The organism is Bordetella bronchiseptica (assembly GCF_900636925.1).
Classification (GTDB): Bacteria; Pseudomonadota; Gammaproteobacteria; order Burkholderiales; family Burkholderiaceae_B; genus Bordetella; species Bordetella pertussis.
Window position 1 is genome coordinate 2,912,275 of record NZ_LR134326.1, and the last position, 26,089, is coordinate 2,938,363.

Genomic DNA, 26,089 nt, shown 5'->3' on the forward strand with positions numbered 1-26,089 from the left:
CTGGCGCGGGATGGGCGGCGGAACGCGGCAAGCATACACCGCTATGCCACGCCGCCGGTGCCGAACACTTCGGCATGGATGCGGTGCTCGGCCACGCCCAGGTCGGCCAGGGCGCGCCGTTGCGCCTGCATGAAGGGCAACGGACCGCACAGGTAGTAGTCCGCGTCGGGCAGGATCACCTCGTCGCGGATCGCATGCAGATCGACCCGGCCTTCGTAGTCGTAGTCGACGCCGCGCCGGTCGTCCGCGCCCACGCGCTCGTAGAACACCGCCTTGCGCACATTCGGCCGCTTGGCGGCCAGCGCGTTGATATGTTCCTTCATCGCATGCACGCCGGCCTCGCGGCAGGCATGCACGAAGCGGATCTGCCGGCCGTCGTCGCGCGCCGTCAGGTGGTTGAGCATGGACACCATCGGCGTCAGCCCCACCCCGCCGCTGAGCAGCACCACCGGCCGGCCGTCCTCGGCGTCCAGCGTGAAATCGCCCTGCGGCGGCGACACGTCCAGCACATCGCCCTCGTTGATGCGATTGTGCAGCGTGCCCGACACCATGCCGGCGGGCGAGCCGGCCTCGCGCTTGACCGAAATGCGCAGTTGCCCCGGCATGCCCGGCGCCTCGGACAGGCTGTACTGGCGCGGCTGCATCAGGCCCAGCTCGGGCACGTAGACCCGCACCGATACGTATTGGCCCGGCAGGTAGTCGGGAGTGGCGCCGCCGTCGGCCGGCGCCAGGTAGAACGAGGTGATCTCGGCGCTTTCCGGCGTCTTGCGCACCACCTTGAAGGCGCGCCAGCCGGTCCAGCCGCCGTCGCGGGAAGCAGCGGCGGCGTACAGCGCGCGCTCGCGTCCGATCAGCAGATCGGCCAGCTGGCCATAGGCGGCCGCCCAGGCGTCGATCAGTTCGTCGGTGGCCGCTTCGCCCAGCACCTCGCGGATCGAGGCCAGCAAATGCTTGCCGACGATGGCGTAGTGTTCCGCGCGCACGCCCAGGCTGACGTGCTTGTGGGCGATGCGCTCGACCACCTGCAGCAGGACCGAGGGATCGTCGATATGCTCGGCATAGGCCGCCACCGCGGCGGCCAGCGCCTGCTGCTGCTGGCCGCTTTGCTGGTGGCCTTGGTTGAACAGCTGGCGCAACTCTGGGTTGCCGCCCAGCATGCGCGTATAGAAATGGCGCGTCAGCGCCTCGCCGTGTTCTTTCAGGACGGGCGCGGTGGCCTTGACCAGCGCGCGGACTTCGGGGCTCAACATACTGCGGTTCCTTCGATGTGGCTGCGAAAAATTAAAACATGCATTTATTCTACATCTTTTAAAAGGCCCGTATCGCGCGCCGTTTGCGGCCCCGCCCCCGGGCGGCGAAAATAGCGGTTTGCCGTCACCTATCCAAGGATTCCGTCATGAGCCACGATACGCTCAAAGCCCGCCTGTCCGACTCGGTCAAGGACGCCATGCGCGCCAAGGCCACCGATCGCCTGGCCACGCTGCGCTTTCTGCTGGCCGCCATCAAGCAGCGCGAAGTCGACGAGCGCCGCGAACTGAGCGACGCGGAAATCACCGCCGTCATCGAGAAGCAGGTCAAGCAGCGGCGCGAATCGATCGCCGCGTTCGAGCAGGCCGGACGCACCGAAACCGCCGAACACGAGAAAGCCGAGCTGGCCGTGCTGCAGGAATTCCTGCCCCAGGCGGCCGCGCCCGAGGAAGTGGCCGCCGCCGTCGATGCCGCGCTGGCCGAAGTCAGCGCGCAAGGCGTCACGGGCGCGCCCGCCATGGGCAAGGTCATGGCCATCCTGAAGCAGAAGCTGGCCGGCCGCGCCGACATGGCCGCGCTGTCGCAGCAGGTCAAGGCGCGCCTGCTCCCCTAGGGAGCGCGTCCGGTCTTGGTCGACTAGAAGGCGTCGCCGAACAGCTCCGCCTGGCGCGGCGCCTCGGCCTGCGCGTCGGGGAAATTGCTCATCCCCACCCCGACCAGCCGGTAGCGCGTGTGCGCCGGCAGGTCCACGCGGGTACAAAGCTGGCGCGCGATCGCCGCCAGCTCCGCCGCCGAGCCCGGCGGCTGCATCAGCGTCAGGCTGCGCGTCAGGATGCGGAAGCGGTCGGTCTTCAGCTTCAACACCGTGGTGCGCCCGATGCGCCCTTTCTTCGCGCCCTGCTCCCATACCTTGGCCGCCAGCCGCTCCAGCGCCTCGCCCAGCGCCTCCAGCGCCAGGTCGGTGTCGAACGTCGTCTCGGCCGAAACCTGCTGCGCCGGCTGGTCCGCCTGCACCGCGCGCTCGTCGATGCCGCGCGCCAGCTCGTACAGGCGCACGCCATAGCGCCCGAAACGCTGCTCCAGCTCGGCCACCGAATGGCGGCTCAGGTCGCCCACCGTCTGGATGCCCAGTTGCTCCAGGCGCGCCTGCATGACCTTGCCCACGCCCGGCACCTTGCGCACCGGCAAGGGTTGCAGGAAGTCCAGCACGCGCGAGGGCTTGATCACGAACAGGCCGTCGGGCTTGTTCCAGTCGGAGGCGATCTTGGCCAGGAATTTGTTGGGCGCCACGCCCGCCGAGGCGGTCAGGCCGGTCTCCTCGCGTATCTGGCGCCGGATGATCTGCGCCACCTCGGTGGCCGAGGCCAGGCCCAGCTTGTTGCACGTCACGTCCAGATAGGCCTCGTCCAGCGAGAGCGGCTCGATCAGGTCGGTGTGGCGCGCGAAAATGGCGCGCACCTGGCGCGACACCTCGCGGTAGCGATTGAAATCGGGGGGAACGTAGACCGCGTCCGGACAGAGCCGCTGAGCGCGCGCCGCCGCCATCGCCGAATGCACGCCATAGCGCCGCGCCTCGTACGAGGCCGCGCACACGACCGAGCGCGGCCCGGTCCAGGCCACCACGACCGGAAGGCCGCGCAATGCCGGATTGTCGCGCTGCTCGACCGACGCATAGAACGCATCCATGTCGATGTGCACGATTTTGCGCTGGAGCTGGGACATGACTGAAAAGCGTCGCCGCCTGCCGCGGCCGGAAAAAGCGATATTATGGCCCGCCTCTTACCTTCACCACAGATCTGTCACGCAACAGCTACCCATCATGTCGACACCACACACCGACTTTTTCGGCCTGACCATTCCCTTCATGCAGTTGCTCGGGGTGGTTCCCGAGCACTCGGGCAACGGCACCGCCCGCACCCGGCTGCCGGCGCGCGCCGACCTGGTCAACAGCCGCGGCGACATCCACGGCGGCACGCTGATGAGCGTGCTGGATTTCACCCTGGGCGCCGCCATCCGCGGCGACACCCCCGAAGTCGGCGTGGCCACCATCGACATGAACACCAGCTTCATGTCCCCGGGGCGCGGCGACCTGGTCATCGAAACGCGCTGCCTGCGCCGCGGCGCGTCGATCGCCTTCTGCGAAGGAGAGATCCGCGACAGCGCCGGTGAACTGGTGGCCAAGGCCACCGCCACGTTCAAGATCATCCAGCGCCGCCCCGGCGGCGACTGAGCCTAGCGGTTGGGCAGGCGCCAGACTTCCTCGGTCGGCGCCGGATCGCCCGGCATATAGGCCACGCAGGACGGCACTCCGTACACGACCGCTTCGCGCATGGCGCGCAGCGCGTCGGTATTCCAGATGCTCTTGCCCCACATGCCGATATAGACGTTGGAGCTGTGCGCATCGATGGCGCCGATCTCCACGCGCGCCATCTCGCCGTCGAAGAACGGCGCCACGACCCGCACCAGGCCGGTGCGCGCGTTGTCGTCGAGTTCGCCCACCACCCGGTAGCCGCCCTGGCCCACCAGGCAGCGCTCGGCCTGCACCGTCGCGTAGCGATAGGCGTCCTGATAGTTGGTCTGCAGCTTGTAGTTGCCCGACACGGCGCCGGCCCCTGGCGCGGTGCCCACCGAGCAGCCAGCCAGCCCCACCACCCCCGCAACCGCGGCAATCCGTGCAATGCGCATGATTTCTCCCGATGACATGGGCGCGATTATCCCGCATATCGGGGCCGTTCGACACTGCCGGCGCGCCTGTGGCATGATCGACACGGTCGCCGGCGCCGGCGGCACGCCCAACGCCGTATCGCGCGGCCGCGCCGCGCCCGCATTCTCCGGAGGTTCCCCTTGCTCACCCTCATCAAGCGCACCGTCCTGGCCGCCGGCCTGATCGGCACCACGCTGGGCGCGGCCGCCCAGCCCCCGCGCGCCTATCCGCTCAAGGACTTCTTCCGCAACCCCGAGCGCGGCTACTTCCGCCTGGCCGACGACGGCAAGACGCTGGGCTTCATGCAGCCGGTCAGCATCGACGGCCAGCCGCCGCGCATGAACATCTACGTGCAGGCGCTGGCCGACGGCGTGCCGGCCGGCGAGCCGCGCAAGCTGACCAGCGAAACCGCGCGCGATATCAGCAATTTCTTCTGGAAGGGCGACGACACCGTGCTCTACCAGAAAGACTTCGGCGGCGACGAGAATTTCCACGTCCTGGCCGTCAACGCGCGCACCGGCCAGGTCGCCGACCTCACCCCCTACGAGGGGGTGCGCGCCTCGATCGAGGACGACCTGCCCGACGACCCCGACCACGTGCTGATCAGCCACAACCGGCGCGACCCGCAGGTGTTCGATGTCTACCGCGTCAATGTGCGCACCGGGGCGGCCGAACTGGTCGCGCAGAACCCGGGCAACGTGGTGGGCTGGCAGACCGACCATGCCGGCAAGGTGCGCGCCGCCATCACCAGCGACGGCCTGAACACCACCCTGCTCTACCGCGACGACGAGGCCGCGCCGTTTCGCCCGCTCATCACCACCGACTACCGCGTGAGCGTCAGCCCGGCCTTCTTCACCTTCGACGACAGGAAGCTGTACGCCCTGAGCAACCGCGGCCGCGACAAGCTGGCCCTGGTGGTCATCGACCCGGCCACGCCCGACGTGGAGCAACCCGTATTCGAACCGGACGAGGTGGACCTCGACGCGGCCGGCTATTCGCGCAAGCGCAAGGTGCTGACCGTCGCCTCCTACCAGACCGACAAGCCGCGCCACCGGTTTTTCGACGCCGAGACCGAAGCCCTGTACGCCCGGCTGGCGCGCGCCCTGCCCGGCTACGACTTCGCGCTGCAGGGCTGGAACCGCGACGAGGACACCTTCATCGTGGCCGCCTACAACGACCGCACGCCGGGGTCGCGCTATCTGTACGACGCGCGGCGCGACAGCCTGCACAAGCTGGCCGACATCAATCCCGCCATTCCCGAGGCCGACATGGCGCCGGTGCGGCCCGTCAGCTACCAGAGCCGCGACGGCCTGACCATCCACGGCTATCTCACCCTGCCGGCCGGACGCGCGCCCAGGAACCTGGCCTGCATCGTCAACCCGCACGGCGGGCCCTGGGCGCGCGACGGCTGGGGCTACAACCCGGAAGTGCAGTTCCTGGCCAACCGCGGCTTCTGCGTACTGCAGATGAACTTCCGCGGCTCGACCGGCTACGGCCGCAAGTTCTGGGAAGCCGGCTTCGGCCAATGGGGCCTGAAGATGCAGGACGACATCACCGACGGGGTGCAATGGCTGATCGACCAGGGCATCGCCGACCCGCGGCGCATCGGCATCTACGGCGGCAGCTATGGCGGCTACGCCACGCTGGCCGGCGTCGCCTTCACGCCCGACCTGTACGCGGCCGCGGTCGACTACGTGGGGGTATCCAACCTGTTCACCTTCATGAACACCATACCGCCCTACTGGAAGCCGCTGCTGGCCAAGATGCAGGACATGGTGGGCGACCCGGTGCGCGACAAGGCGCGCCTGGAAGCCACCTCGCCCGCGCTGCACGTCGACCGCATCAAGACGCCGCTGTTCATCGCCCAGGGCGCCAAGGACCCGCGCGTCAACAAGGCCGAGAGCGACCAGGTCGTCCAGGCGCTGCGCCAGCGCGGCGTCGAGGTCGAGTACATGGTCAAGGACAACGAAGGCCATGGCTTCCACAACGACGAGAACAAGTTCGAGTTCTACGCCGCCATGGAAAAATTCTTCACCGAGCACCTCAAGCCCTGAGTCCGGCCCCCGCCCCGGCGGGGGATCGGTCCGATCCGTCCCGCATTACGCCGGCGCGGCGCCGTGCACGTTTGGTTACGGAAACCAATTCCCCCAGATGCCGGTCTATGGTGTTCTGCCCTAGAATCGGCACCGATGAATACGTCTTCGCAATCCACCAAGCCGCCCCCGCCCGGCGGGCCGCGGCTGTTTCGCAAATCCCTGTTGATCAAAGCGGGCGTGGCCGTGGCCGGCCTGGGCGCCGCGGGCGCGCTGGCGCTGGGGCTGGCCCTGGCGCTGGCCTGGCCCAGCCTGCCCGAGCTGCACGCCATGACCGACTACCGGCCGCGCGTGCCCTTGCGCGTCTATACCGCCGATGGCGTGCTGATCGGCGAGTTCGGCGAAGAACACCGCAACGTGTTGCGCGCCGACGAAATCCCGCAGGTCATGAAGCAGGCCGTGCTGGCCGCCGAGGATGACCGCTTCTACCAGCATGGCGGGGTGGACTGGATGGGCGTGGCGCGCGCCGTGCTGACCAACATGGTCAAGCTGTCCAAGAGCCAGGGCGGCAGCACCATCACCATGCAGGTGGCGCGCAACTTCTACCTGTCCTCCGAAAAGACGTACTCGCGCAAGTTCTATGAACTGCTGCTCACCTACAAGATAGAAGCCGAGCTCACCAAGGACCAGATCCTCGAGCTCTACATGAACCAGATCTACCTGGGCCACCGCTCATACGGCTTTGCCGCCGCGTCGCGCACCTATTTCGGCAAGCCGCTGTCGGAGGTCACCCCGGCCGAGGCCGCCATGCTGGCCGGCATTCCCAAGGCGCCCTCGCGCGCCAACCCGCTGGCCAGCCTGCCGCGCGCCACCGCGCGCCAGCAATATGTGCTGGGCCGCATGCAGACGCTGGGCTACCTGACGCCCGAGCAGGTGCAAGAGGCGCGCGCGCAGACCATCGTCCTGCGCGGCAGCGAGGGCGGCCCGGCGCATGGCTTCGCCATCCACGGCGAGTATCCCGCCGAGCTGGTGCGCCAGCTGATGTACAGCATCTACCAGGACGGCGCCTATACGCACGGCATCGACGTCTACACCACTATCGATTCCAAGGCCCAGCAGGCCGCCTATCGCGCGGTGCGCGCGGGCGTGCTCGACTACACCCGGCGCGCGCCCTATCCCGGCCCGCAGGCGCAGATCGACCTGCCCGACGGCATCGAACAAGACGCCCAGGCCTTCGACGAAATCCTCGACAGCGTGCAGGACCAGGCGCCCGACAGCGACGACCTGCTGGCCGGCGTGGTGCTGTCGGCCAGCCCCACCTCGGTGACCGTGGCCCGCACCGCCACCGACATCGTCACCGTCGACGACAAGAAAGCGCTGGCCATCGTGGCCCGCGCGCTGGCCCCCAACGCCAAGGATGCGCTGCGCATCCGGCGCGGCTCGGTGGTGTACCTGCACAAGAACGGCGACACCTGGGAAATCATCAACATGCCCGCGCTGCAGGCGGCCCTGGTATCGATGTCGCCGGCCGACGGCGCGATCAGCGCCATGATAGGCGGCTTCGACTTCCACCGCGGCTCGTTCAACCGCGTCACCCAGGCGTGGCGCCAGCCCGGCTCCACCATCAAGCCGTTCGTCTATGCCGCCGCGCTCGAGCGCGGCATGACCCCGGCCACCCAGGTCAACGACCAGCCCTTCATGCTGACCGCCGAGCAGACCGGCTCGCGCGCCTGGCAGCCCAAGAACGACGGCAACCGCTACGAGCCCATGCTCACCTTGCGCGAAGGGCTGTACCGGTCCAAGAACATGGTGTCGATCCGCATCCTGCAGGCCATCGGCCCCGAGTACGCGCGCGACTACCTCACCCGCTTCGGCTTCGAGCAGGCGCGCTGGCCCGCCGTGCTGCCGCTGGCGCTGGGCGCCGGCGGCGCCACCCCGCTGCAGGTCGCCAACGCCTACAGCGTGTTCGCCAACGGCGGCTATCGCGTCACCCCCTACCTGATCGACCGCGTCACCGACCGTTCCGGCAAGGTCCTGATGCAGACCACGCCGGTCAAGGCCGGCGACGAAACCGCGCGCGCCATCGACCCGCGCACGGCCTGGGTGATCGACGACATCATGCACGACACCACCACCAAGGGCACGGCCGCGCGCGTCTACCGCACGCTCAAGCGCAACGACATCGCGGGCAAGACCGGCACCACCAACGACGCGGTCGATGTCTGGTTCTCCGGCTACACCGCGCAGCAGACCACCACGGTCTGGATGGGGTTCGACCAGCCCCGCTCGCTGGGCACCAACGAATTCGGCAGCGGGCTGGCGCTGTCCACCTGGCTCGACTACGAACAGCCCACGCTCAAGGGCACGCCCCAGGCGCCGCGCGCGCCGCGGCCCCAGGGCCTGATCGTCGACAACGGCGAGTACTACTTCAGCGAATTCCCGCCCGGGCAGGCCGTGGCCGCGCTGGATCTGTCCAGCGGCGACGAGCTGACCGACTTCCTGAACAACATGCGCCCCAGCGACGGCGCGCCCGCGCGCGTGCAGCAGCCCGGGCAGCCGCCCGCCGGCTCCTCGTCGGGCGGGCAACCTCCCATTCCACCGATTCCGGTGCCCCGCGCCGACCTGCCCGACGGGCAGGCCACGCCGGCCAGCCTGCCGCTGGGCGCGCCGCCCGCGGCCGCCTCCGCACCGCCTGCCGCGCCCGCGCACGGCGGCGCCTCGGCCCAGCCCGTCACCCTGCCGGGCAGGGTCGGCGCCACGCCGCTCTAGCTCAGCCGCGCGCGGCCGGCGCGCCGGCCTGCGCCGGGCGCGGCCAGGCGCTCAGCGTAGAGAGGTCGAGCAAGGTGAAATAGCCATGCGGACGCCAGCCCTGGGTGTCGATGTGATAGACATTGCCCAGCACCACGGGCTCGCTGACCGGCGTATGGCCCGCCACCACGGCGCGGATGCCGTCCACGCCGCGCGCGTCGCCGCTGGCCAGCCGCTCGCGCGACCACTGGCAGACCGAGCGCGCCCGCTTGGGCCGCGCCTGCAGGAAATACTCGAGCCGGCTCCAGTCCCGCACCGGGCAATCGGCGTGCAGCAAGCCCACCGGGCCGGCCTGCGTCGCCACCTCGATCACCACCGGCAAGGCCGCGAACGCGCCGGCCCAGGCGCGCTGGCGCTCGGGCGCGGCATCGAGAAACCAGCCGCCGCCATAGCTGCGCCAATTGTCCTGGTCGACCAGGCCGGTGCGCACATGGCGGATGGCATAGTCCTCGTGGTTGCCCTGCACGGCGTAGAACCACGGATGCGCCAGCCATTGCACCGCGGCCTCGCTGTCCGGCCCCCGGTCTATCAGGTCTCCCACCGAGAACAGGCGGTCGCGCCGCGGATCGAAGCCGCATTCGTCCAGCGCCTGCTCGAGGCGGGAGAAATGGCCATGGATATCGCCCACGGCGAAGTCGCGTCCGGCGGGGTTGCGCGGCAGGCGCAGGAAAGCGGGGTACTGCAGGTTCGGGGCCATCGCAAGCCAGGGCCGGATCCCTGGAAAAAAGCGGTACGGTCACTGTAACCCGGATGGCGGCGGGCCGGCCGGCGCGGGCGCGCATGCCCAGCTTACAAAAAACTGATGAGAATAAATATTATTCGTGATACTTTTCCGCTTTTAGACCTACTTCCACTATTCCATGAGTACAGCGTCGACCATCAAGACTTGGTACCTGGTCCATAAATGGACCAGCCTGGTCTGTACGCTTTTCCTGCTGATCATCTGCATCACCGGCCTGCCCCTGGTCTTCCACCACGAGATCGAGCACCTGCTCGACGAGGGCAAGCCCGTGGCGCAGGTGGCCGAGGGCACGCCCGACGCCAGCCTCGACACCATCGTCGCCCGCGCCCATGCGCTCTACCCCGACGAATACATCGACTACGTTTTCCTGGATGACGAGGAACCCCAGGTCTATGTCGGCTTCACGCCCAAGCTGGGCCAGGCGGTCGAGGCCGGCCACGCGGTGCGCGTGGACGCCCGCACCGGCGACATCCTGCACGACGGCCCCAAGTATTCGGCCGACCGCTTCAGCTTCATGGGCATCATGCTGGCGCTGCACGTGGACCTCTACGCCGGGCTGGCCGGCGAGCTGTTTCTCGGCCTGATGGGCCTGCTGTTCGTCATCGCCATCGTCTCGGGCGTGGTGCTGTACGGTCCGTTCATGAAGAAGCTGGATTTCGGCACGGTGCGCGCCTCGCGCTCCAACCGCCTGAAGTGGCTGGACCTGCACAACCTGCTGGGCATCGTCACCCTGGTCTGGGCCTTCGTCGTCGGCCTGACCGGCGTCATCAACGAGTTGTCCACGCCGCTGTTCCGCCTCTGGCAGCAGACCGAACTGCAGGCCATGACGGCTCCTTACCAAGGCAAGCCCGTCCCGCGGCCGGCCGAGCTGTCGGCGCCGCAGCGCGCCGCCGACACGGCCTTGGCGGCCGTGCCCGACCGCGCCCTGACCGGCATCTCGTATCCCGGCAATGCCTTCGGCAGCCCGCAGCACTACATCGTCTGGCTCAAGGGCAATACGCCGCTGACCTCCAAGCTGAACACGCCGGTGCTGGTCGACGGCAAGACCGGCGAGCTGGCCGCCGTCGCCAGAATGCCGTGGTACCTCACCGTCCTGGAACTGTCGCGCCCGCTGCATTTCGGCGATTACGGCGGCATGCCGCTGAAAATCATCTGGGCCCTGCTCGACCTGATCACCATCGTGGTGCTGGGCAGCGGCCTCTACCTGTGGCTGGCGCGCCGCAAGGCCACCGACGCACGCGTGGCCGAGCTGGTGCGCCGCCACCAGCAGGCAGCCGAACCGCAAAGGACGCCCGCATGACGCCGCGCCAGCATTTCTATTTCGTCTGGGGCATGCCCATCGTGCTGGGCGCGCTCAGCGTGTTCGGGCTGCTCGCCGCCCTGCTGGGCACCGGCGTGTGGCACTGGGCCTCGTGGCTGGCGCTGGCCTGGCTGCTGGTGGTGATCGCGCGCTTCTGGATCGTCCCGCGCGAACGCCGTCCCGCGCCCGGCCCGCGCCGCGGCGGCTAGGCGAATCCGGCCACCGGATGCGGCGCATAGGCCGCTTCCAGGCGCGCGGCCTCCTCGTCGGTCAGGCGCAGGGCCAGCGCCGCCACCGCGTCCTCCAGGTGGCGCGGCTTGCTCGCCCCCACGATGGGCGCGGTCACCGCCGGCTGACGCAGCAGCCAGGCCATGGCCACCTGCGCGCGCGAGACGCCGCGCTGCGCCGCCACCTCGCCCACCGCGTCGATGACGCCGCGATCGGCCTGCTCGGTGGCGCTGTACAGCCGCTTGAGCACATCGTCGGTGTCGGCGCGCGCGCTGCCCTCGGCCCAGTCGCGCGTCAGGCGCCCGCGCGCCAGCGGACTCCACGGCAGCACGCCCACGCCCTCGGCGCGGCACAGCTTGAGCATCTCGCGCTCTTCCTCGCGGTACAGCAGGTTGTAGTGGTTCTGCATGGTGGAAAAACGCGTCCAGCCATGCCGGTCGGCCAGGTACAGCGCCTTGGCGAACTGCCAGGCATGCATCGAGGAAGCGCCGATGTAGCGCGCCTTGCCGGCCTTGACCACATCATGCAGCGCCTGCAGCGTCTCCTCGATGGGCGTGTCGTAGTCCCAGCGGTGAATCTGGTACAGGTCCACGTAGTCGGTACCGAGCCGCCGCAGGCTGGCGTCGATCTCGCGCATGATGGCCTTGCGCGACAACCCGCCGCTGTTGGGTTCCTTGCGCAAGGGGAAGAACACCTTGGTCGCCACCACCACCTCGTCGCGCGGCACGTACTCGCGCAAGGCGCGTCCCAGGAATTCCTCGCTGGTGCCGTCCGAGTAGCTGTTGGCGGTATCGAAGAAATTGATGCCGGCATCCAGCGCCTGCCGAAAGAACGGCCGGCTCTGCGTCTCGTCCAGCGTCCAGGCGTGGTTGCCGCGCGCCGGCTCGCCGTAGGTCATGCATCCCAGGCACAGGCGCGACACCTTCAGTCCGGTGCTGCCCAGTCGTACGTATTCCATGGTCTCCAAGCTCCTTGGCCGCCCCCCTGGGGCGGCGCCGCGGGTATCAGCCGGTGAAGGTGGCGGGGTCGGGTCCGAGCCGCGGGCCTTCCGGCAAGGCGTCGATATCGGCCATCTCGTCGGCCGACAATTCGAAGTCGAATACGTCGATGTTGGCCTGGATGCGCGCCGGCGTCACCGACTTGGGAATCACGATCAGGCCATTCTGCAGATGCCAGCGCAGCGTCACCTGCGCCGCCGACTTGCCGTGGCGCGCGGCGATCCCGGCCAGCGTCGCGTCGTGCATGACGGCGCCCTGGCCCAGCGGGCTCCAGGATTCGGTGGCGATGCCCTGTTCGGCATGGAAGGCGCGCAGCTCGCGCTGGGCGAACCCCGGATGCAGTTCGACCTGGTTGACCGCCGGCACCACGCCGGTCTCGTCGACCAGGCGCCGCAGATTGGCGATCGTGAAATTGGACACGCCGATCGAGCGGGCGCGCCCGTCCTCCTTCATCGCCACCATGGCGCGCCAGGCATCGACGAACTTGTCGCTGCCGGCCACCGGCCAGTGGATCAGGAACAGGTCGACATAGGCCAGGCCCAGCTTGCGCAGGCTCTCGTCCATGGCGCGCTGCGCCTCGTCGTAGCCATGCCGGTCGTTCCACAGCTTGGTGGTGACGAACAAATCCTTGCGGGCTACCCCCGCAGCGCGCAGCCCCTCGCCCACGCCGGCCTCGTTGCCATAGATGGCAGCCGTGTCGATCGAGCGGTAGCCGGCCGCCAATGCGGCCTTGACGCTGGCGGCCGCCTGGTCGTTGGGAACCTGCCACACCCCCAGGCCCAGCTGGGGCATTGCATTACCGTCGTTCAGCTTCAGTACCGGTACTTGCGCCATAAAACCCTCCCTGGTGTTGACGAATCTGACGGGATGAAAAATCCGACACTCTTGCAGGACATTCTCGCGGATGATAACCCCGTGGCCCATAATGCCAATGTGAAAGCCTGTTTCCGGCCCGGTTTCCCAGACCGGCGCCCCTGCCCTTGATGCCCTCCCCCTCTCCGACGCCTGCCGGGCGTAACAGCCTGGACACCCTGCGCACGCTGGCGCCCTTTCTCTGGCCCGCCGACCGCCCCGGCCTGAAGGCCCGGGTCGTCATCGCCATTCTGTGCCTGTTGGCGGCCAAGGCGGCCGTCGTCTATGTACCTATTCTTTACAAGTCGGCGGTCGACCAGCTCGGCGGCGGCGCGCCCGGCGCCGTCACGGTGCCGCTGGGGCTGATCCTGGCCTACGGCGCCGCACGGGTGCTGTCGCTGCTGTTTTCCGAGCTGCGCGACGCCGTGTTCGCCCGCGTCGGCCAGCACGCCATCCGCGCGGTGGGCCTGCAGATCTTCCGGCACCTGCACGCGCTGGCGCTGCGCTTTCACCTGGCGCGCCAGACCGGCGGCCTGACGCGCGCCATCGAGCGCGGCACCAAGGGCATCCAGACCCTGCTGACCTTCCTGCTGTTCAACGTGCTGCCCACGCTGTTCGAAATCGGCCTGGTCTGTGCGGTGCTGTGGAAAATGTTCGACGGCTGGCTTGCCCTGGCCACCGGCGCGACGGTCACCCTGTACCTGGCCTACACGCTGGTGGTCACGGAATGGCGCACGCGCTTTCGCCGCCAGATGAACGAGACCGACTCCGAGGCCAATACCAAGGCGGTCGAAAGCCTGCTGAACTACGAGACCGTCAAGTATTTCGGCAACGAAGAGCACGAGGCGCAACGCTACGACGCCTCGCTGCGCCGCTACGAACGCGCCGCGGTACGCAGCCAGGTCAGCCTGTCCATTCTCAACATCGGCCAGGCCGTGATCATCTCGGCCGGCCTGACGCTGGTCATGTGGATGGCCGCCCGCGGCATCGCGCAGGGGCGCTACACCCTGGGCGATTTCGTGCTGGTCAATACCTATCTGCTGCAGCTGTACGATCCGCTCAGCTTCTTCGGCTTCATCTACCGCGAAATCAAGCAGGCCCTCATCGACATGGAGCGCATGTTCGAACTGCTCGGCGAAGGGCGCGAGATCGCCGACCCGCCCGGCGCGCTCGCCCTGCGGCTGGAAGGCGGCGCGGTGGAATTCCGCGACGTGTATTTCGGCTACGACCCGCGCCGCCCCATACTCAAGGGCGTCAGTTTCCGCATCCCGGCCGGCAAGACCGTGGCCGTGGTCGGCACCTCAGGGGCCGGCAAGTCGACGCTGGCGCGCCTGCTGTTTCGCTTCTACGATGCCGACCGCGGCGCCATCCTGGTCGACGGCCAGGACGTGCGCGGCGTGACCCAGGCCAGCCTGCGCGCGGCCATCGGCGTCGTGCCGCAGGACACCGTCCTGTTCAACGACACTATCCACTACAACATCGCCTATGGCCGGCCCGGCGCGAGCGACGGCGAAGTCCAGGCGGCGGCGCGGCTGGCCCACATCCATGACCTGATCATGGCCATGCCCGACGGCTACCGCACCATGGTGGGCGAACGCGGCCTGAAACTGTCGGGCGGCGAAAAGCAGCGCGTGGCCATCGCCCGCACGCTGCTCAAGAACCCATCCATCTTCCTGTTCGACGAAGCGACCAGCGCCCTGGACACGCATACCGAACGCGAAATCCAGGCCAACCTGCGCGAGGTCAGCCAGGGCCGCTCCACCCTGATCATCGCCCATCGCCTCTCCACCATTGCCGACGCCGATGAAATCATCGTGCTGGGCGATGGCCGCGTGGTCGAGCGCGGCCGCCACCAGGCACTGCTGGCCCAGGGCGGCATCTACGCCGGCATGTGGGCGCGCCAGCAGGAAGCCACCCGTCCGGCCGCCGTGGCCCTGGACGATTGACAAGCGCCCCCGCGACGCCCAAGATGCGCGCTTTCGCCGCCCCTTGCCCCCGCCGTGACTGATTCCACGCCCGCCGTACGCGTCTGCGCCGCCGCCGACCTGGTCGACGGCGGCCTGGGCGTGAAAGTCCCGGTCACCGATGGCGCCGGCCAGGCCAGCGCGTTCTTCGTGCGCTACCGCGGCCAGGTCTACGGCTATCTGAACCGCTGCGCGCACGTCGGCGTCGAGCTGGACTGGGAGAACAGTTTTTTCACGCGCGCGGGCGATCTCATCATGTGCGCGCGCCATGGCGCCACCTACGAACCGGACACCGGCCTCTGTATCGGCGGCCCGTGCAGGAACGGCCGCCTGACGGCCTTGCAGGTCGACGAGCGGCCGGATGCCGGTGGCATGGCGGTGTACTGGCTGCCCAGCGGCAAGATCCAGCCGCGCGGCTAGCGCATTGCTTCAGTCCGGCAGCGGCGCCGGTACGCCGTCCTGGTCTACCGATACCACCCGATCCAGCGCGTTGCGCGCCGCCGACATGGCCTCCACCGCGCTGCGAAAGCGCCGCGCCAGGAAAATCTCGAACACCTGCGGCTCGGCCTGCCCGGCCCCGTCCATGGGCGCGGTCTGGATGAACGCGCGCGGCGGCATGCCGTGCTCGGGCTGGGTGGCGAACGCCACGACGGCGAAACCGTTGAGGACCTTCTGAACCATGGCGCCCTGGCCTGATTGGCGGCGCTCGCCGCGGTACCCCCATTACGGCAGGCTACGCCCGGAACTTAAGCCGGCGCGCCAGCAACCGCGCCTCGAACAGCGCCGTCGGCGATCCCGGTGCGCTGGCCGCACGGCACGCGGCGGCCGGGCGAAATGCAAACGGGCAGCCTGCCGGCTGCCCGTCGCGCGCCCCTCAAGGCGCCAGTCTGAATCCGAGGTCCACGCCCCAGCGATCGGTCTCCCTCAACCACTTGGCGCCACACTCGATGCAACGGAAATGGTCTTCGCGGTTGGCCTCGCGCCCCTTCTGGCTGGGATTCGTGAAACCCTGGTGGCCCAACCGCGGATGCGGTTCGACGCCGGACGAGCCTGCATTGATGGCCTGGCATGCCGGGCACATGACGCTCATCGCCCACTCCTACACATTTGGTAGCCAAATTGTAAAGGATTTCGGCGAATCACGTTGCTGGCGTAACTTTATGCGACTGCTGCCGGAGCGGAAGATTCATCCCTGCCCGGCCAGCGCATCCTCCAGCGCGGCGTAACACGTGGCCAGGTGGTAAGGCGTGGTGGACGGCATGTCGGCGCGGCTCACATTGCCCTGGGCGTCCAGGCACTCGTGCCAGCCGTCCTGATGCAGGAAGCGCGCCTGGAACGCGCGTAGTTGCGTGGCCAGCTCGGGCCACTGCCCGCTCAGGGCCAGGTAGCGGGCGTACTCCGTCTGGGCCCAGATGCGCTGGGTGGCGTCGCGCACGGCGCCCGACTCGTCGAGCACCGCCGCCACGCCATGGCTGTGCGCGTCCACGCCATGTTGCCGCACCCAGGCGCAACCCCGCTGCAAGGCGCTGCCCAGTTCGAGGTCGCCGAACAGGTCCGGCGCGCCATGCAGCAGCGAGTACCACTCGAACTGGTGGCCGGGCTCGAACCGCGGCGGCTGGTCCAGCGGCTCTTCGGCGATGCACAGCCGTGGCGCGTACAGAAACGTCGACGCGACGTCCTGCGTCAGGCGTCCCAGCGTCTGCGCAAACCACGCCGGCTCGACCACGCCCGCGGCGGCCAGATAGGCTTCGGTCAGGTGCATGACCGGATTCTGCGCCGGGCCGCGCACGACCTGCGCCCAATCGGCCGACAGGGCCGCCACATAGAGACCCTGGCGGGTACGGAAACGCTGCTCGATGACGTCGACGGTGGCCAGCAGGGTCTTGCGCGCCCGCGCATCGCGCGTGCGGGCGAAATACGCCGCGCAGGCGAACACGACAAAGGCATGCGTGTAGAGGTCCTGCGTGTCGTCAAGCGGCTGCCCCTGCGCATCGACGCTATGGCGCCAGCCGCCGTGCGCGGCGTTCTGGAAATACCGCAACAGCGACGAGAACAGCCGCTCGGCATGCGCCGCGGCGGCCGCGCCGTCGGTACGGGAAAACACATACAGCTGGCGCGCGCACGCCATGGCGCGATAGCGCTGCGCGGGCAGCGGCGCGCCATGGGCGTCGAGCGCCTCGCAAGGCAGGCCCAGGCCGGCGTCGAAGCCGCGCCCGAGCCAGAGCGGCACGATGACGGTATTGAAATGCTGGCGCAACTGCGCCACGAGAGCAGGCAGATCAGTGTGGAAAGAGGCGGCTGACATGGGAGTACGACGCGCATGCAAAAGGCGCTCCAGGTGGCGCAACCGCGACGATAACCCAAATCGCCGCAGCCACCGCCCAAGCGCCTTTTGCCCTGCCATTGCCGGCGCTCCCGCGCCGGTCAGCGGTAGATGTTCTCGCGCAGCCAATCCTGCGCGAACGCCTCCGCCCGATCGCGCGCCTCATCCAGCGAGGCGCAGGTTCCAAGATAAGAAAACGCTGCATCGACTTCGGTGCCGCCTTCGGCAGTCACCGTCAACAGCACGCCGTACCCGCCAGTATCCATGGCGGCCGTCGAAACGTCGATCAGTACTTCCTGGTCACGATGCTGCATGGCGCCCTCCCAGTCCGTTACTTGCAAAACGCGTGCGGCTGCAACGCGCGACGTCGGCGGGTGGTGCTAATCCCGCTTCTGGTAATTGGACTATGCTGCCACGCACAAGTTCCATCTCACTCATGCGTGTCCTGCAACAATTCGCGGGAAAAGAAACTGTTATTGGCGATGCAGGGCCCCAGGCTCCTCCATATGCAAGGCCAGGCGCCCCTTTTCGGTTACAACCAGTTGGCCTTGTGCATTGCGTTCGATGCAGCGCAGCGTGGTCAATGCCGTCACGAACTGCTCCGGCACCGGTATCTGCGGCGCGCCCGGCTCGCCGTTCTCGGCCACGACGTTCAACCAATATGCCAATTCGCCTCGCTGCATCACGTCACCCACTTGCGCCTACGTTACCTTGATGCGCGAACGATATCACGTGGGTAGCCGTTGGCTAGCTGTGATTTTCCCCTGGATGCCACGGAAACAATTTTGCGCTTGCGGCGCCTGCCCGCCGGCACTACATTGAACTTGCCAGGTCTTCTGACACCCATGCGTGCGAAGGCCGGCAAGAACGCCCCAGACTCATCCGCGAGCTGGGGCGTTCTTCCATTTGCGCGGTGCTTGCGCCGCCTGTCCCTGGTGCGGCAAGGGTGCCGGCCCCGCCGGGACAGGCACCCCCGCCATACGATGCGCTACCAGGCGTAGCGATAGCCGATGTGGAAGGTCCACGGCATGGTCTGGCGGCTGCCCTTGGCGTACTCGTACGAGCCGAACAGGCTGCCGTGCTTGCCCAGCTGCGAGGCCACCCCCACGGCCAGTTCGGCGCGCCCGCCATCGAGCCGCACCTTGTGCCGGATGTCGTTGGTGCGCACCGTGCCCTTGCCGTCGAACTCCTGCACCCAGCTCAGCTTCATGTAGGGCTGCACCACGCGGCCATCGCCCAGGTCGAACTGCCGCCCCACGTGCAGGCCCAGGCGGCCCAGCATGGAGTTCGTGCCGTCGTCCTTGATGCGCAGGCCGTTGCTGGCGGTGTAGTCGGCCCCTTGCGCATGGAAGGCGGCCACCTCCAGCTGCGGCTCCACGTACCAGGCGCCGGGCCACGTGAAGCGCTTGCCCAGTTCCAGCGACGCGCCCACGCCATTGCCGCGGTACTGGCCGCGCACGCGCCGGCCCTTGGCGTCGTCCACCTTGAACGCGTGGCGAATGCGGCTGACCCGCACGATGCCATCCATGTAGAAACCGCCGTCCTCGATGTAGGTGGCGTAAGCGCCCACGTGCACGCTGTCGTCATCGCCCGTGCCGCCCCGGTCGAACTTGATGCGGCCGTTGGTGTAGCCAGCCACCGCGCCCACGTGCCAGCGCCCGTCGGCCACCGGCAAGGCGGTATCGGCGCCCAGTTCGAAACCGCTGATGGTCTGGCGGAACTCGCGCGCCACGCGGTTATCGACATCCTGGCGCCGGCCAAAAGCGCGGCCCCATACGCCGCCCGCAACCGGCGTCAGGCGCAACTCGCCCATGCGCTTGCTCAGCGCGTTCATCTCGGCCTGCCAGACGCCATGCGAACTGCTGGCCAGGCTCACCGCCGCAGAGGCCGGCGTGGTCAAGGTATGCGTACCCGGGTCATAGACACCGTTGCCCGCGGGCGGCGCCGGCGGTGCGGGAGGAGCCGGCGGCGCGGGAGGCACTGCCGGCGCGTCGTTCCCGTCGCCGCCCTGCGGCGGTCGCGGGCCCGCGTCGTCGTTGCCTGCGGGCGGCCGAGGGCCATTACCGCCGGCCTCGGGCAGGTTCGGAACCGCGCCGTCGCCGCCGCCCCCCTCGGGGCGATCCGGATCTGCGCCGCTACCGGGCGGCTTCGCCCCTGCATCGCCATCCCGAGGAGGCACGGGATCCATCCCGCCATCGGGCGCTTGTCCATTCGCGTTGCCTTCGCCTTTCTGCGGCGGCTGATCACCGCCACCGGGCTTGCCCCCGGTCGAAGGAGGTTTGGGAGGACTGTCACCGCCGGCCGCTCCCGATGGCACGCTACCGCCGCCGCCACTGCCAGGCACTGGCGACCCACCGGCCCCGCCAGTCCCAGCTCCCGGGCCTTTCCCTTGGCCTCCCTCTGCCGGCACCTTTTTGTCCGGCGGAGAATGCGCTTCACCCGCGCTCCCCGACGCCCCCATCCCGGACGCTACGCCCGCCCCAGGACCCGGCGCAACGCCGGGCGAAACGGGAGCGCCAGCCGACGGGCCGGAATCGGAATGTTTTGCCCCGCCGGGCGCAGTCCCGGCAACGGCGCCGGGACCCGAAGCAGAACCCCCAGCCCCACCCTTCCCATTTCCTACGCCGCCATCGCCATTTTCATGTCGAGAATTGGAGCCCCCCCCCCCCCCCCCAACTGACGCATCGCCGACAGACGGTTCGGAAGACGGCACATTGACCTTGGGGGAATCCGATGAATGACCATGCTCACCACCAACTGCCCCCGCAGCCCCGTTCTTGGGCGCCGAAGGCTGCAACGATGCGACGCTGCCAGGAGCCCAGGCTTCCATACCCCTCTTGAACTCTTCCAAGGTCATGCCGGTCGGCAATACCGCCGCCAACTCTTCGTCCGTCAGCGGAGATTCGTCGACGACCCAGGCAGACGGACTCAGATCAATGCCCTGCGCCAGAGAGGGCGCAGCAACCCATAGGCCCGCACTGGCCAGCGCAAGCTCGAGGGCCGGCAAGGACTTGGCAGCCAAGACGCCACGGACACGCCGCGAAGCAACGGCGCCGCGTTTCATGGTTCGATCGCGTGTAAGAGAAATCATGTTTTTTGATGTCATGGTTGACCTGCAGTTGCGCGAAGGCACAACGCTCAAGCGACAAAATGATGGATTGGACAAGCGCCACGAGACACCGGGAAAATCGAGCCGCTTGCACCATGGGCCAGTGTCTTTTGCTTCTCTTCGACAAACCACCGGCAATGCCTTGAAAGGCTGTTGTGTTTTCTTTCCGAAAATCGGAATAGCCCCAAGCACTTGAGCGAAACCAACCCATCACGCACCGGGCGCGCCAATCGCCGCGCAGAAAACTCCGGCGCCTGTGCCTGTGCCTGCCGGGACAGGCGCCGCATCTCCGCTACCAGGTGTAGCGGTAGCCGATGTGGAAGGTCCACGGCATGGTCTGGCGGCTGCCCTTGGCGTACTCGTACGAGCCGTACAGGCTGCCGTGCTTGCCCAGCTGCGCAGCCACGCCCAGGTCCAGCTCGGCGCGACCGCCGTCCAGACGGCTCTTGTGCCGCACGCCGTTGGTGCGCACCGTGTTCTTGCCGTCGAACTCCTGCAGCCAGCTCAGCTTCGCGTACGGCTGCACCACGCGGCCATCGCCCAGGTCGAACTGCCGCCCCACGTGCAGGCCCACCCGGCCCAGCAACGAGGTCAGGCCGTTGTCCTTGACGCGCAAGTCCTGCCCCGCGCGGTAGCTGCCGCCTTGCGCATGGAACACCGCCATCTCCAGCTGCGGCTCCACGTACCAGGCGCCGGCCCACGTGAAGCGCTTGCCCAGCTCCAGCGACGCGCCCACGCCATTGGCCCGGTACTTGCCCCGCACGCGCCGGCCCTTGGCATCGGGCGCCTTGAACTCGTGCGCATAGCGCGCCACCCGCACGATGCCATCCATATAGAACCCGCCATCCTCGATGTAGGTCGCGTAAGCGCCCACGTGCACGCTGTCGCCCTCGCCCGTGCCGCTGCGGCCGAACTTCAGCTTGCCGTGGCTGTAGCCAGCCACCGCGCCGATGTGCCAGCGCCCGTCGGCCGCCGCCAGCGCCGTGTCCGCGCCCACCTCGAAGCCGCCCACCGTCTGGCGAAACTCCCGCGCCACCCCGTTGTCCAGCTTCTGGCGCTGCGTGAAGGCCCGCCCCCACACCCCGCCCGCCGCGGGCGTCAGGCGCAGCTCGCCCATGCGCTTGCCCAGCGCGTTCATCTCGGCCTGCCACAAACCTTGCGCGGCGCTGGCCGTGCCCACCGCCGCGTTGGCCGGATTGCTCAAGGTATGCGTACCAGGCAGGTACACCGCGTCGCCGGCCGGCCGCGCAGGTGGAACGGCCGGCGGTCGAGCTGCCGGCGGCTCGGCCGGTGGCGGCACGACAGGCGGCGCCTCAGGTTGCGCTTGCGGCGGCGCTTCGGGTTGCGCCTGCGGCGGCGCTTCGGGCAAGGCTTCGGGTCGCGCCTCGGGCTGCTTGGGTCGCGCCTCGGGTGGCGCGGGCGGCGATGCAGGAGGCATGGCATCGCCGCCGGCGTGATCGGGCAGGTGCGGCGACGCGTCTTCAGGCACGTTCGGCGCCATGGGCCCGGGCGACGGCGGCGCTGGCGGCGGCTCGGGCGGCGTGTCGCCCGAACCGAACAAGTCCTCCAGGGCCTCCAGGTCTTCCTTCGGCAAGGGAGGCCGCGGGCCGGGTTCTTCGTCTTCGTCGAAAACGCCGTCGGTCCCCACATTGTGGGGCCCCGCCTGCGCGCCGGGTGACCAGTATTGAGCCTGGGCCGCAGGCAGCCACAGCAATGCGCTCATACTCAACAGCAATACCTGGATGTGCGCGGCGCGGCGGCGCGGCGCATGGTGAAACGGACTCATGAACGATCGACGCCTCAATGAACAAGGCACTCCAGGCCCGCACACTTGCGGGCCGGCACGCCTACGGAAACATGCGCCATCCGTTGATGGCACAGCTTCCGGCGCGCGGCACGAAGCGGGAAGACAAGTCGAGCGATGCGGGGCGATTCATGCGGGATATCGAGGCTGCGTCATCATGCCGGCGCCCCGGCGGCGGCGCAGCACGAAGAAGATGTTGGATTGACGGGCCGCACCAGTCTCGCCTGGCTCGCGGCGACAGGCCAGCAGCTCTCGGCCTGACCGTACGTAGTCGCCTTCCGCGATCAACGCGTCGCGGCAGATATCCTGCAAATGAAAGAGAAATGACACTCGATGATGTTCAAATTCATACAGGAAATTCACAAAAGGACTGATCACGACATCCCTGCCGAACGTCTACACTGCGCTAGTACTCGTCTGGCTGACCTTGCCTCGCCCGTTTGCCAGGCTGGCACATTCCTACAGCGAAGTTGATATCCCGGCCGAGGGGCGCCGGGATTTTTTTTATGCCTGGCCGCAGGCGCGGCATGGACCATTCGGACGATAGGACCGATTTCGGCCATATGGTCGATAGTGCGTGGCGCAACCGCGGTGGGACACTGCCATGGCCTCTCGCCCACCTGGTGATCGCCATGCCTATCCTGCCACGCATCCTGTGCGCTCTCGCCGTGATGGCTTGCACAGCCTGTTCCTCCACCTCGACCAGCCGCGCCGACGGCCACTACTCCAAGGAAGCGGCAGCGCGCGCGCGCTGCGAATACGAAGCCAACATCCGCATCGGCGACTTTCAGTCCACGCCCGCGCACGATGGCGATGCCGCCGCCCGCGACGCCACCCCCGCCGCCATCGCCCGAACCAAGCAGCGCATCATCGGCGAATGCCTGCAAAAGACGTTCCATACCAGTCTATGAACCTGCTGTGCGCCATTCTTCCCGAAGGCAACACCAGCAACCGCGTCGGCCGGCGCCTGGCCGACCTGCTGGTGCAGGACGCCCAAGGCAGGCTGTATCGCGTCGAGCGCCATCGCATCGAAGGCGGCCATCCGGATCTGGTCGGCGGCATCGACTACATCTATTGCCGGCTGGCCGGCGGCGGCGTGGTGCGCTGTATCGACGAGCAGACCTACGAATTGCCGGACGGCACGGTCGCACACGTGGTGCCCGACAGCACGCTGCGGTCCTGATCCGCGCGCGCCTCAGCCCTCGCCGGCGCGGTCCTTGCCCGCCCGGCCAAGCACCCGGACATAGAGCAGCTCGGCGCACAGTTCGACCAGCGTCTGCGCCACGATCAGCGCGGGCAACAGCGGCACACCGCCGGGCACCGCCAGGGCCAGCGGCAGCACCACCAGCGAATTGCGCGTACCGGCGCTGAACGCGACCGCGCGCGCCTGTGGCGCCGCCAGACGGGCGCGGCGCGCGGCCAGCCAGCCCGCGGCCGGCGCAATGACGGCGAACAGCAGATACACCGGGACGACCCGCGATACGGCCTCGCCGGCCAGCGCCATGCGCGGTGCGACAGCGGCCACGATGGTCGCCAGCACCAGCGCGGTCGCTGGCACCGGCAACAGCCCGACCACGCTGGCCGCGCCGCGCCAGGCTGCCGACCGCGCGGCCGCCCACTGCACGCCCGTTGCAGCCGCCAATGGCAAGGCAATCAGCCAGACAAAGGCCTGCACGAACGGACCGGGACGAATCAGCGCGGCCGCATCGCTGCCCAGCATGACGTTCAGGTAGAGCGGCAGCAGCAGCATCTGCCCGCACAGCAGCACCGGAGTGGCCGCCAGCAGGGCCCGGGCGTCGGCACGGCCCAATTGCGCGAACGTCACGACATAATCGATGCAGGGCGCGAGCAGCACCAGCAGGACCGCCAGGCGGATCATGGGGTCGGCCGGCAACAGCGCGGCCAGGCCCCAGACCAGGGCCGGCACGAGCACGAAGTTCACGCTCAGCAGCACCCCCAGGAACCGCATGCCGGGCAGCGTGGCGCGCCAGCCGGCCAGCGGCACCTGCATGAAGGTCGCCAACAGCATGCCGGCCAGCATGAGATTGAGCGTGGCCTCGCCCACCTGCAGGCCGGGCCGGTGCCAGGCCAGCACGGCGCCCAGCGCCATCGCCGCGAAATAGATACCGACCTGCCGTCGTTCGAGCGACGCCTGCAAGCGCTGCATGATGCCTTCCACCGATATGTGCCGTCCTGCCTTATAGCAGACGGCGCCGGCGCGCGCGGCGGGCCGGTCAGCCGAAGTAGACGACGGCGCGGTCGCGGCCGCGCCGCTTGGCCTCGTACAGCGCGGTGTCGGCGCGCCGCATGACGTCGGACACCGCGGTGTCTTCCGGCGTCGCGAACGCAATGCCCACGCTGACCGACAAGGGCGCGGCCTGGCCTTCGGTGGTGAACGGGTCGTTGCGCAGCGCCGCCCGCAACCGGTCGGCCATGGCCAGCGCGGCGTCGCCGTCGCAGCCCGGCAACAGCGCCAGGAACTCTTCCCCGCCGATGCGGCCGACGAAATCCGTGCCGCGCAGGTTCGAGCGCAACTGGTCGCTGAAATAGCGCAACGCCGCGTCGCCGACCAGATGGCCGTGGAGATCGTTGAGCTGCTTGAAGTGATCCAGGTCGAGCATCACCACGGCCAGCGGCTGGTCGGGATGCTGGCGCAGCCGCGTGATTTCCTGGCGCAGGATCTTCAATATCTCGGCGCGGTTCCAGCAATCGGTGAGGCTGTCTATCGTGGCCAGCCGGGTCAGCGCCAGTTCGGCGCGCTTGCGTTCGGTAATGTCCAACCCGATGTTCACGACCGTGCCGGACTCCAGCACGATGTTGGACCACAGCGTGGACAGCACCTTGCCGGCGCGGGTGACCGGATGCCATTCCTCGAAGGCTCGGCCCGGCGCCTGGCTGACCGAGGCCACCACGCGCGCGCGCGTCTGCGGATCAGGGTAGAACAGCGCCAGCGGCTCGGGATGGTTGTTGACTTCCTCCATCGACCAGCCGAACTTGCGCTCGCACTCGAGGTTCCACAGGATGCACTTGCCGCGCGCGTCGAAGGCATTGATCAGCACCGGCGCCTTCTCGAACAAGGCCTGGTAGCGGCTGGCAAGCTGCAGCGCTTCCTGGCGCGCCTTGCGCTCGGCGTCCAGCGCGAGCACGGCCCGCTCGGTGAACGTCGCGCAGGCGCTCAGCGCGCTCACATAGATGGCCGGGTCGGCAAGCGGCTCGCTGAACACGAACGCGACATGCCCACGCTGCAATCCCGACTCGTCGCGCAAGGCATGCGCCACGCAGGCCTGCGCGCCCAGGCGCCGCAGCGCCAGGTCGCCCGGCACGTGCCGCTCCAGGTCCCGCGCGCACACATATTGCGTGGCGTGCGACAGCACGCCGGCCAGCGCGCTCTGGCCCGTGGCAAGGTAGCTCTCCGCCCCGTTCCAGCGCATGCGGCAGTTGGCGCTGAGCACGGTCCTGGCATGCTCGCCCTTGGCGCCATGCAACACCACCCACGCATAGTCCACGCCCAGGCGCTGGACGGCGCGGTTGACCAGCTCGTCCAGGAAGTCCCGCCCCGGAGAAATGGCCATCAATCCGGCGAGTTCATGCAGGATATGAGCCGGGTCGGGACCCGGCGCAGCGCCTGGCGCGCCGCCGCGATTCGCATCGGATATGGCCATATTGCAAGGTGCTCGGAAAGAAGGCCTGACGTTCCCGGTGGCGCAACGTCCCCCGGTCATTGCCGCGGCTCCGGACGGCGGGGTTGATGGCCGGCCCGAAGCTGCAGTAACTAAAGTATACGAGTATGAACAATTTGGTATTGTCAATTTTGGCAAAGCCACGCCAGAGAGCCCCGACCAGACGCCCTCGGAGGCGGAAATTGCCAGCAATTGCCGCGATATATTACGCAAATTGTTACATTCAGGGCGATTTATTCCCCGGCGGGCACGGCAAAACGCGGGCGGGCATGAGTGCCCTGCCCGCGTGTGGAGGC

Annotated in this window: 27 protein-coding genes; 11 read left to right on the plus strand and 16 right to left on the minus strand. The window is 68.4% G+C overall.

Annotation, left to right across the window (positions count from 1 at the left end):
- Nucleotides 1–41 precede the first annotated feature (41 nt).
- Complete coding sequence (gene hmpA, locus EL288_RS13530) at nucleotides 42–1,250, minus strand: NO-inducible flavohemoprotein (RefSeq protein ID WP_010930799.1); 1,209 nt, start codon at nucleotides 1,248–1,250, stop codon at nucleotides 42–44.
- A gap of 146 nt (nucleotides 1,251–1,396) precedes the next feature.
- On the opposite strand from hmpA, the gene EL288_RS13535 reads away from it, so the two are divergent.
- Nucleotides 1,397–1,861 carry a GatB/YqeY domain-containing protein gene (locus EL288_RS13535; protein WP_003810867.1) on the plus strand — a complete coding sequence of 155 codons (465 nt, stop codon included), beginning with the start codon at nucleotides 1,397–1,399 and terminating at the stop codon, nucleotides 1,859–1,861.
- Nucleotides 1,862–1,884: 23 nt separating this feature from the next.
- On the opposite strand, the gene dinB is transcribed toward EL288_RS13535, so the two are convergent.
- Nucleotides 1,885–2,970 (minus strand): DNA polymerase IV, encoded by a 1,086-nt coding sequence (gene dinB / locus EL288_RS13540; RefSeq protein WP_003810865.1) that lies wholly within the window; start codon nucleotides 2,968–2,970, stop codon nucleotides 1,885–1,887.
- A 97-nt stretch (nucleotides 2,971–3,067) separates the two neighbouring features.
- Here dinB and EL288_RS13545 point away from each other — a divergent pair, with 97 nt between their 5' ends.
- Complete coding sequence (locus EL288_RS13545; RefSeq protein ID WP_003810864.1) at nucleotides 3,068–3,478, plus strand: PaaI family thioesterase; 411 nt, start codon at nucleotides 3,068–3,070, stop codon at nucleotides 3,476–3,478.
- Nucleotides 3,479–3,480: 2 nt separating this feature from the next.
- Here the strand turns inward: EL288_RS13545 and EL288_RS13550 are convergent, their stop codons facing one another.
- Nucleotides 3,481–3,933: a BPTD_2524 family lipoprotein gene (locus EL288_RS13550; protein WP_003810861.1), complete on the minus strand. Its 453-nt coding sequence runs from the start codon at nucleotides 3,931–3,933 to the stop codon at nucleotides 3,481–3,483.
- A gap of 159 nt (nucleotides 3,934–4,092) precedes the next feature.
- Here EL288_RS13550 and EL288_RS13555 point away from each other — a divergent pair, with 159 nt between their 5' ends.
- Nucleotides 4,093–6,006 carry a S9 family peptidase gene (locus EL288_RS13555; RefSeq protein WP_003810859.1) on the plus strand — a complete coding sequence of 638 codons (1,914 nt, stop codon included), beginning with the start codon at nucleotides 4,093–4,095 and terminating at the stop codon, nucleotides 6,004–6,006.
- A gap of 135 nt (nucleotides 6,007–6,141) precedes the next feature.
- Entirely contained in the window at nucleotides 6,142–8,754 is a 2,613-nt protein-coding gene (locus EL288_RS13560; protein ID WP_003810856.1) for a penicillin-binding protein 1A, read from the plus strand.
- 1 nt (nucleotide 8,755) lies between these two features.
- On the opposite strand, the gene EL288_RS13565 is transcribed toward EL288_RS13560, so the two are convergent.
- The gene (locus EL288_RS13565) at nucleotides 8,756–9,490 is read right to left on the minus strand and encodes a metallophosphoesterase (RefSeq protein ID WP_003810854.1); all 735 of its coding nucleotides are present in this window, start codon (nucleotides 9,488–9,490) and stop codon (nucleotides 8,756–8,758) included.
- 163 nt (nucleotides 9,491–9,653) lie between these two features.
- Between EL288_RS13565 and EL288_RS13570 the strand changes: the two genes are divergently transcribed.
- Together EL288_RS13570 and EL288_RS13575 are read left to right on the plus strand one after the other, a co-directional pair.
- Nucleotides 9,654–10,835: a PepSY-associated TM helix domain-containing protein gene (locus EL288_RS13570; RefSeq protein WP_003810851.1), complete on the plus strand. Its 1,182-nt coding sequence runs from the start codon at nucleotides 9,654–9,656 to the stop codon at nucleotides 10,833–10,835.
- Nucleotides 10,832–11,044, plus strand: coding sequence for a hypothetical protein (locus EL288_RS13575; RefSeq protein ID WP_003810850.1), 213 nt, complete (start codon nucleotides 10,832–10,834; stop codon nucleotides 11,042–11,044). Before EL288_RS13570 ends, EL288_RS13575 begins: the two co-directional genes overlap by 4 nt.
- On the opposite strand, the gene EL288_RS13580 is transcribed toward EL288_RS13575, so the two are convergent.
- Entirely contained in the window at nucleotides 11,041–12,021 is a 981-nt protein-coding gene (locus EL288_RS13580) for an aldo/keto reductase (RefSeq protein ID WP_003810847.1), read from the minus strand. The two genes, EL288_RS13575 and EL288_RS13580, sit on opposite strands and share 4 nt — an antisense overlap.
- Before the next feature lie 46 nt (nucleotides 12,022–12,067).
- Nucleotides 12,068–12,895 carry an aldo/keto reductase gene (locus EL288_RS13585; RefSeq protein WP_010930068.1) on the minus strand — a complete coding sequence of 276 codons (828 nt, stop codon included), beginning with the start codon at nucleotides 12,893–12,895 and terminating at the stop codon, nucleotides 12,068–12,070.
- A gap of 146 nt (nucleotides 12,896–13,041) precedes the next feature.
- Here EL288_RS13585 and EL288_RS13590 point away from each other — a divergent pair, with 146 nt between their 5' ends.
- Both EL288_RS13590 and EL288_RS13595 read left to right on the plus strand, forming a co-directional pair.
- The gene (locus tag EL288_RS13590; protein ID WP_080561928.1) at nucleotides 13,042–14,859 is read left to right on the plus strand and encodes an ABCB family ABC transporter ATP-binding protein/permease; all 1,818 of its coding nucleotides are present in this window, start codon (nucleotides 13,042–13,044) and stop codon (nucleotides 14,857–14,859) included.
- A gap of 54 nt (nucleotides 14,860–14,913) precedes the next feature.
- Entirely contained in the window at nucleotides 14,914–15,297 is a 384-nt protein-coding gene (locus EL288_RS13595; protein WP_003810840.1) for a Rieske (2Fe-2S) protein, read from the plus strand.
- Nucleotides 15,298–15,306: 9 nt separating this feature from the next.
- Here the strand turns inward: EL288_RS13595 and EL288_RS13600 are convergent, their stop codons facing one another.
- The 6 genes from EL288_RS13600 to EL288_RS13625 form a co-directional block, all read right to left on the minus strand.
- Nucleotides 15,307–15,558 (minus strand): hypothetical protein, encoded by a 252-nt coding sequence (locus tag EL288_RS13600; RefSeq protein ID WP_003810839.1) that lies wholly within the window; start codon nucleotides 15,556–15,558, stop codon nucleotides 15,307–15,309.
- A gap of 193 nt (nucleotides 15,559–15,751) precedes the next feature.
- A complete protein-coding gene (locus tag EL288_RS13605; RefSeq protein WP_003810837.1) occupies nucleotides 15,752–15,967 on the minus strand; it encodes a hypothetical protein in 216 nt (71 codons plus the stop codon).
- A 96-nt stretch (nucleotides 15,968–16,063) separates the two neighbouring features.
- Nucleotides 16,064–17,182, minus strand: coding sequence for an AGE family epimerase/isomerase (locus tag EL288_RS13610; RefSeq protein WP_010926733.1), 1,119 nt, complete (start codon nucleotides 17,180–17,182; stop codon nucleotides 16,064–16,066).
- A gap of 119 nt (nucleotides 17,183–17,301) precedes the next feature.
- Nucleotides 17,302–17,514 carry a hypothetical protein gene (locus EL288_RS13615; protein ID WP_003810832.1) on the minus strand — a complete coding sequence of 71 codons (213 nt, stop codon included), beginning with the start codon at nucleotides 17,512–17,514 and terminating at the stop codon, nucleotides 17,302–17,304.
- A gap of 159 nt (nucleotides 17,515–17,673) precedes the next feature.
- Nucleotides 17,674–17,895, minus strand: a complete 222-nt coding sequence (locus EL288_RS13620; RefSeq protein ID WP_003810829.1) for a hypothetical protein — start codon at nucleotides 17,893–17,895, stop codon at nucleotides 17,674–17,676.
- A 293-nt stretch (nucleotides 17,896–18,188) separates the two neighbouring features.
- Nucleotides 18,189–20,057 (minus strand): autotransporter outer membrane beta-barrel domain-containing protein, encoded by a 1,869-nt coding sequence (locus EL288_RS13625; protein ID WP_231844148.1) that lies wholly within the window; start codon nucleotides 20,055–20,057, stop codon nucleotides 18,189–18,191.
- On the opposite strand from EL288_RS13625, the gene EL288_RS24455 reads away from it, so the two are divergent.
- On the plus strand, nucleotides 20,038–20,505 hold the full coding sequence (locus EL288_RS24455) for a hypothetical protein (RefSeq protein WP_232018729.1): 468 nt from the start codon (nucleotides 20,038–20,040) through the stop codon (nucleotides 20,503–20,505). The genes EL288_RS13625 and EL288_RS24455 overlap by 20 nt on opposite strands.
- A gap of 96 nt (nucleotides 20,506–20,601) precedes the next feature.
- On the opposite strand, the gene EL288_RS13630 is transcribed toward EL288_RS24455, so the two are convergent.
- Nucleotides 20,602–22,188 (minus strand): BB3111 family autotransporter, encoded by a 1,587-nt coding sequence (locus EL288_RS13630; protein WP_126621973.1) that lies wholly within the window; start codon nucleotides 22,186–22,188, stop codon nucleotides 20,602–20,604.
- A gap of 54 nt (nucleotides 22,189–22,242) precedes the next feature.
- Nucleotides 22,243–22,491: a hypothetical protein gene (locus EL288_RS13635; RefSeq protein WP_126438273.1), complete on the minus strand. Its 249-nt coding sequence runs from the start codon at nucleotides 22,489–22,491 to the stop codon at nucleotides 22,243–22,245.
- 149 nt (nucleotides 22,492–22,640) lie between these two features.
- Between EL288_RS13635 and EL288_RS13640 the strand changes: the two genes are divergently transcribed.
- A complete protein-coding gene (locus EL288_RS13640; protein ID WP_033453087.1) occupies nucleotides 22,641–23,024 on the plus strand; it encodes a hypothetical protein in 384 nt (127 codons plus the stop codon).
- Entirely contained in the window at nucleotides 23,021–23,296 is a 276-nt protein-coding gene (locus tag EL288_RS13645) for a hypothetical protein (protein ID WP_223851080.1), read from the plus strand. The genes EL288_RS13640 and EL288_RS13645 overlap by 4 nt, the downstream gene beginning before the upstream one ends.
- 12 nt (nucleotides 23,297–23,308) lie before the next feature.
- On the opposite strand, the gene EL288_RS13650 is transcribed toward EL288_RS13645, so the two are convergent.
- Together EL288_RS13650 and EL288_RS13655 are read right to left on the minus strand one after the other, a co-directional pair.
- A complete protein-coding gene (locus EL288_RS13650; RefSeq protein ID WP_003810823.1) occupies nucleotides 23,309–24,280 on the minus strand; it encodes an arsenic resistance protein in 972 nt (323 codons plus the stop codon).
- Nucleotides 24,281–24,347: 67 nt separating this feature from the next.
- On the minus strand, nucleotides 24,348–25,685 hold the full coding sequence (locus tag EL288_RS13655) for a GGDEF domain-containing protein (RefSeq protein ID WP_225665789.1): 1,338 nt from the start codon (nucleotides 25,683–25,685) through the stop codon (nucleotides 24,348–24,350).
- Nucleotides 25,686–26,089 lie beyond the last annotated feature (404 nt).

Bases quoted from the DNA above. Each gene is read 5' to 3' on its own strand.
- EL288_RS13550 (WP_003810861.1), bottom strand. From the start codon at position 3,933: ATGCGCATTGCACGGATTGCCGCGGTTGCGGGGGTGGTGGGGCTGGCT.
- dinB (WP_003810865.1), bottom strand. From the start codon at position 2,970: ATGTCCCAGCTCCAGCGCAAAATCGTGCACATCGACATGGATGCGTTC.
- EL288_RS13535 (WP_003810867.1), top strand. From the start codon at position 1,397: ATGAGCCACGATACGCTCAAAGCCCGCCTGTCCGACTCGGTCAAGGAC.
- EL288_RS13565 (WP_003810854.1), bottom strand. From the start codon at position 9,490: ATGGCCCCGAACCTGCAGTACCCCGCTTTCCTGCGCCTGCCGCGCAAC.
- EL288_RS13600 (WP_003810839.1), bottom strand. From the start codon at position 15,558: ATGGTTCAGAAGGTCCTCAACGGTTTCGCCGTCGTGGCGTTCGCCACC.
- hmpA (WP_010930799.1), bottom strand. From the start codon at position 1,250: ATGTTGAGCCCCGAAGTCCGCGCGCTGGTCAAGGCCACCGCGCCCGTC.
- EL288_RS13640 (WP_033453087.1), top strand. From the start codon at position 22,641: ATGGACCATTCGGACGATAGGACCGATTTCGGCCATATGGTCGATAGT.
- EL288_RS13655 (WP_225665789.1), bottom strand. From the start codon at position 25,685: ATGGCCATTTCTCCGGGGCGGGACTTCCTGGACGAGCTGGTCAACCGC.
- EL288_RS13650 (WP_003810823.1), bottom strand. From the start codon at position 24,280: ATGCAGCGCTTGCAGGCGTCGCTCGAACGACGGCAGGTCGGTATCTAT.
- EL288_RS13570 (WP_003810851.1), top strand. From the start codon at position 9,654: ATGAGTACAGCGTCGACCATCAAGACTTGGTACCTGGTCCATAAATGG.
- EL288_RS13610 (WP_010926733.1), bottom strand. From the start codon at position 17,182: ATGTCAGCCGCCTCTTTCCACACTGATCTGCCTGCTCTCGTGGCGCAG.
- EL288_RS13625 (WP_231844148.1), bottom strand. From the start codon at position 20,057: ATGACCTTGGAAGAGTTCAAGAGGGGTATGGAAGCCTGGGCTCCTGGC.
- EL288_RS13560 (WP_003810856.1), top strand. From the start codon at position 6,142: ATGAATACGTCTTCGCAATCCACCAAGCCGCCCCCGCCCGGCGGGCCG.
- EL288_RS13605 (WP_003810837.1), bottom strand. From the start codon at position 15,967: ATGAGCGTCATGTGCCCGGCATGCCAGGCCATCAATGCAGGCTCGTCC.
- EL288_RS13645 (WP_223851080.1), top strand. From the start codon at position 23,021: ATGAACCTGCTGTGCGCCATTCTTCCCGAAGGCAACACCAGCAACCGC.
- EL288_RS13575 (WP_003810850.1), top strand. From the start codon at position 10,832: ATGACGCCGCGCCAGCATTTCTATTTCGTCTGGGGCATGCCCATCGTG.
- EL288_RS13585 (WP_010930068.1), bottom strand. From the start codon at position 12,895: ATGGCGCAAGTACCGGTACTGAAGCTGAACGACGGTAATGCAATGCCC.
- EL288_RS13580 (WP_003810847.1), bottom strand. From the start codon at position 12,021: ATGGAATACGTACGACTGGGCAGCACCGGACTGAAGGTGTCGCGCCTG.
- EL288_RS13615 (WP_003810832.1), bottom strand. From the start codon at position 17,514: ATGCAGCATCGTGACCAGGAAGTACTGATCGACGTTTCGACGGCCGCC.
- EL288_RS13545 (WP_003810864.1), top strand. From the start codon at position 3,068: ATGTCGACACCACACACCGACTTTTTCGGCCTGACCATTCCCTTCATG.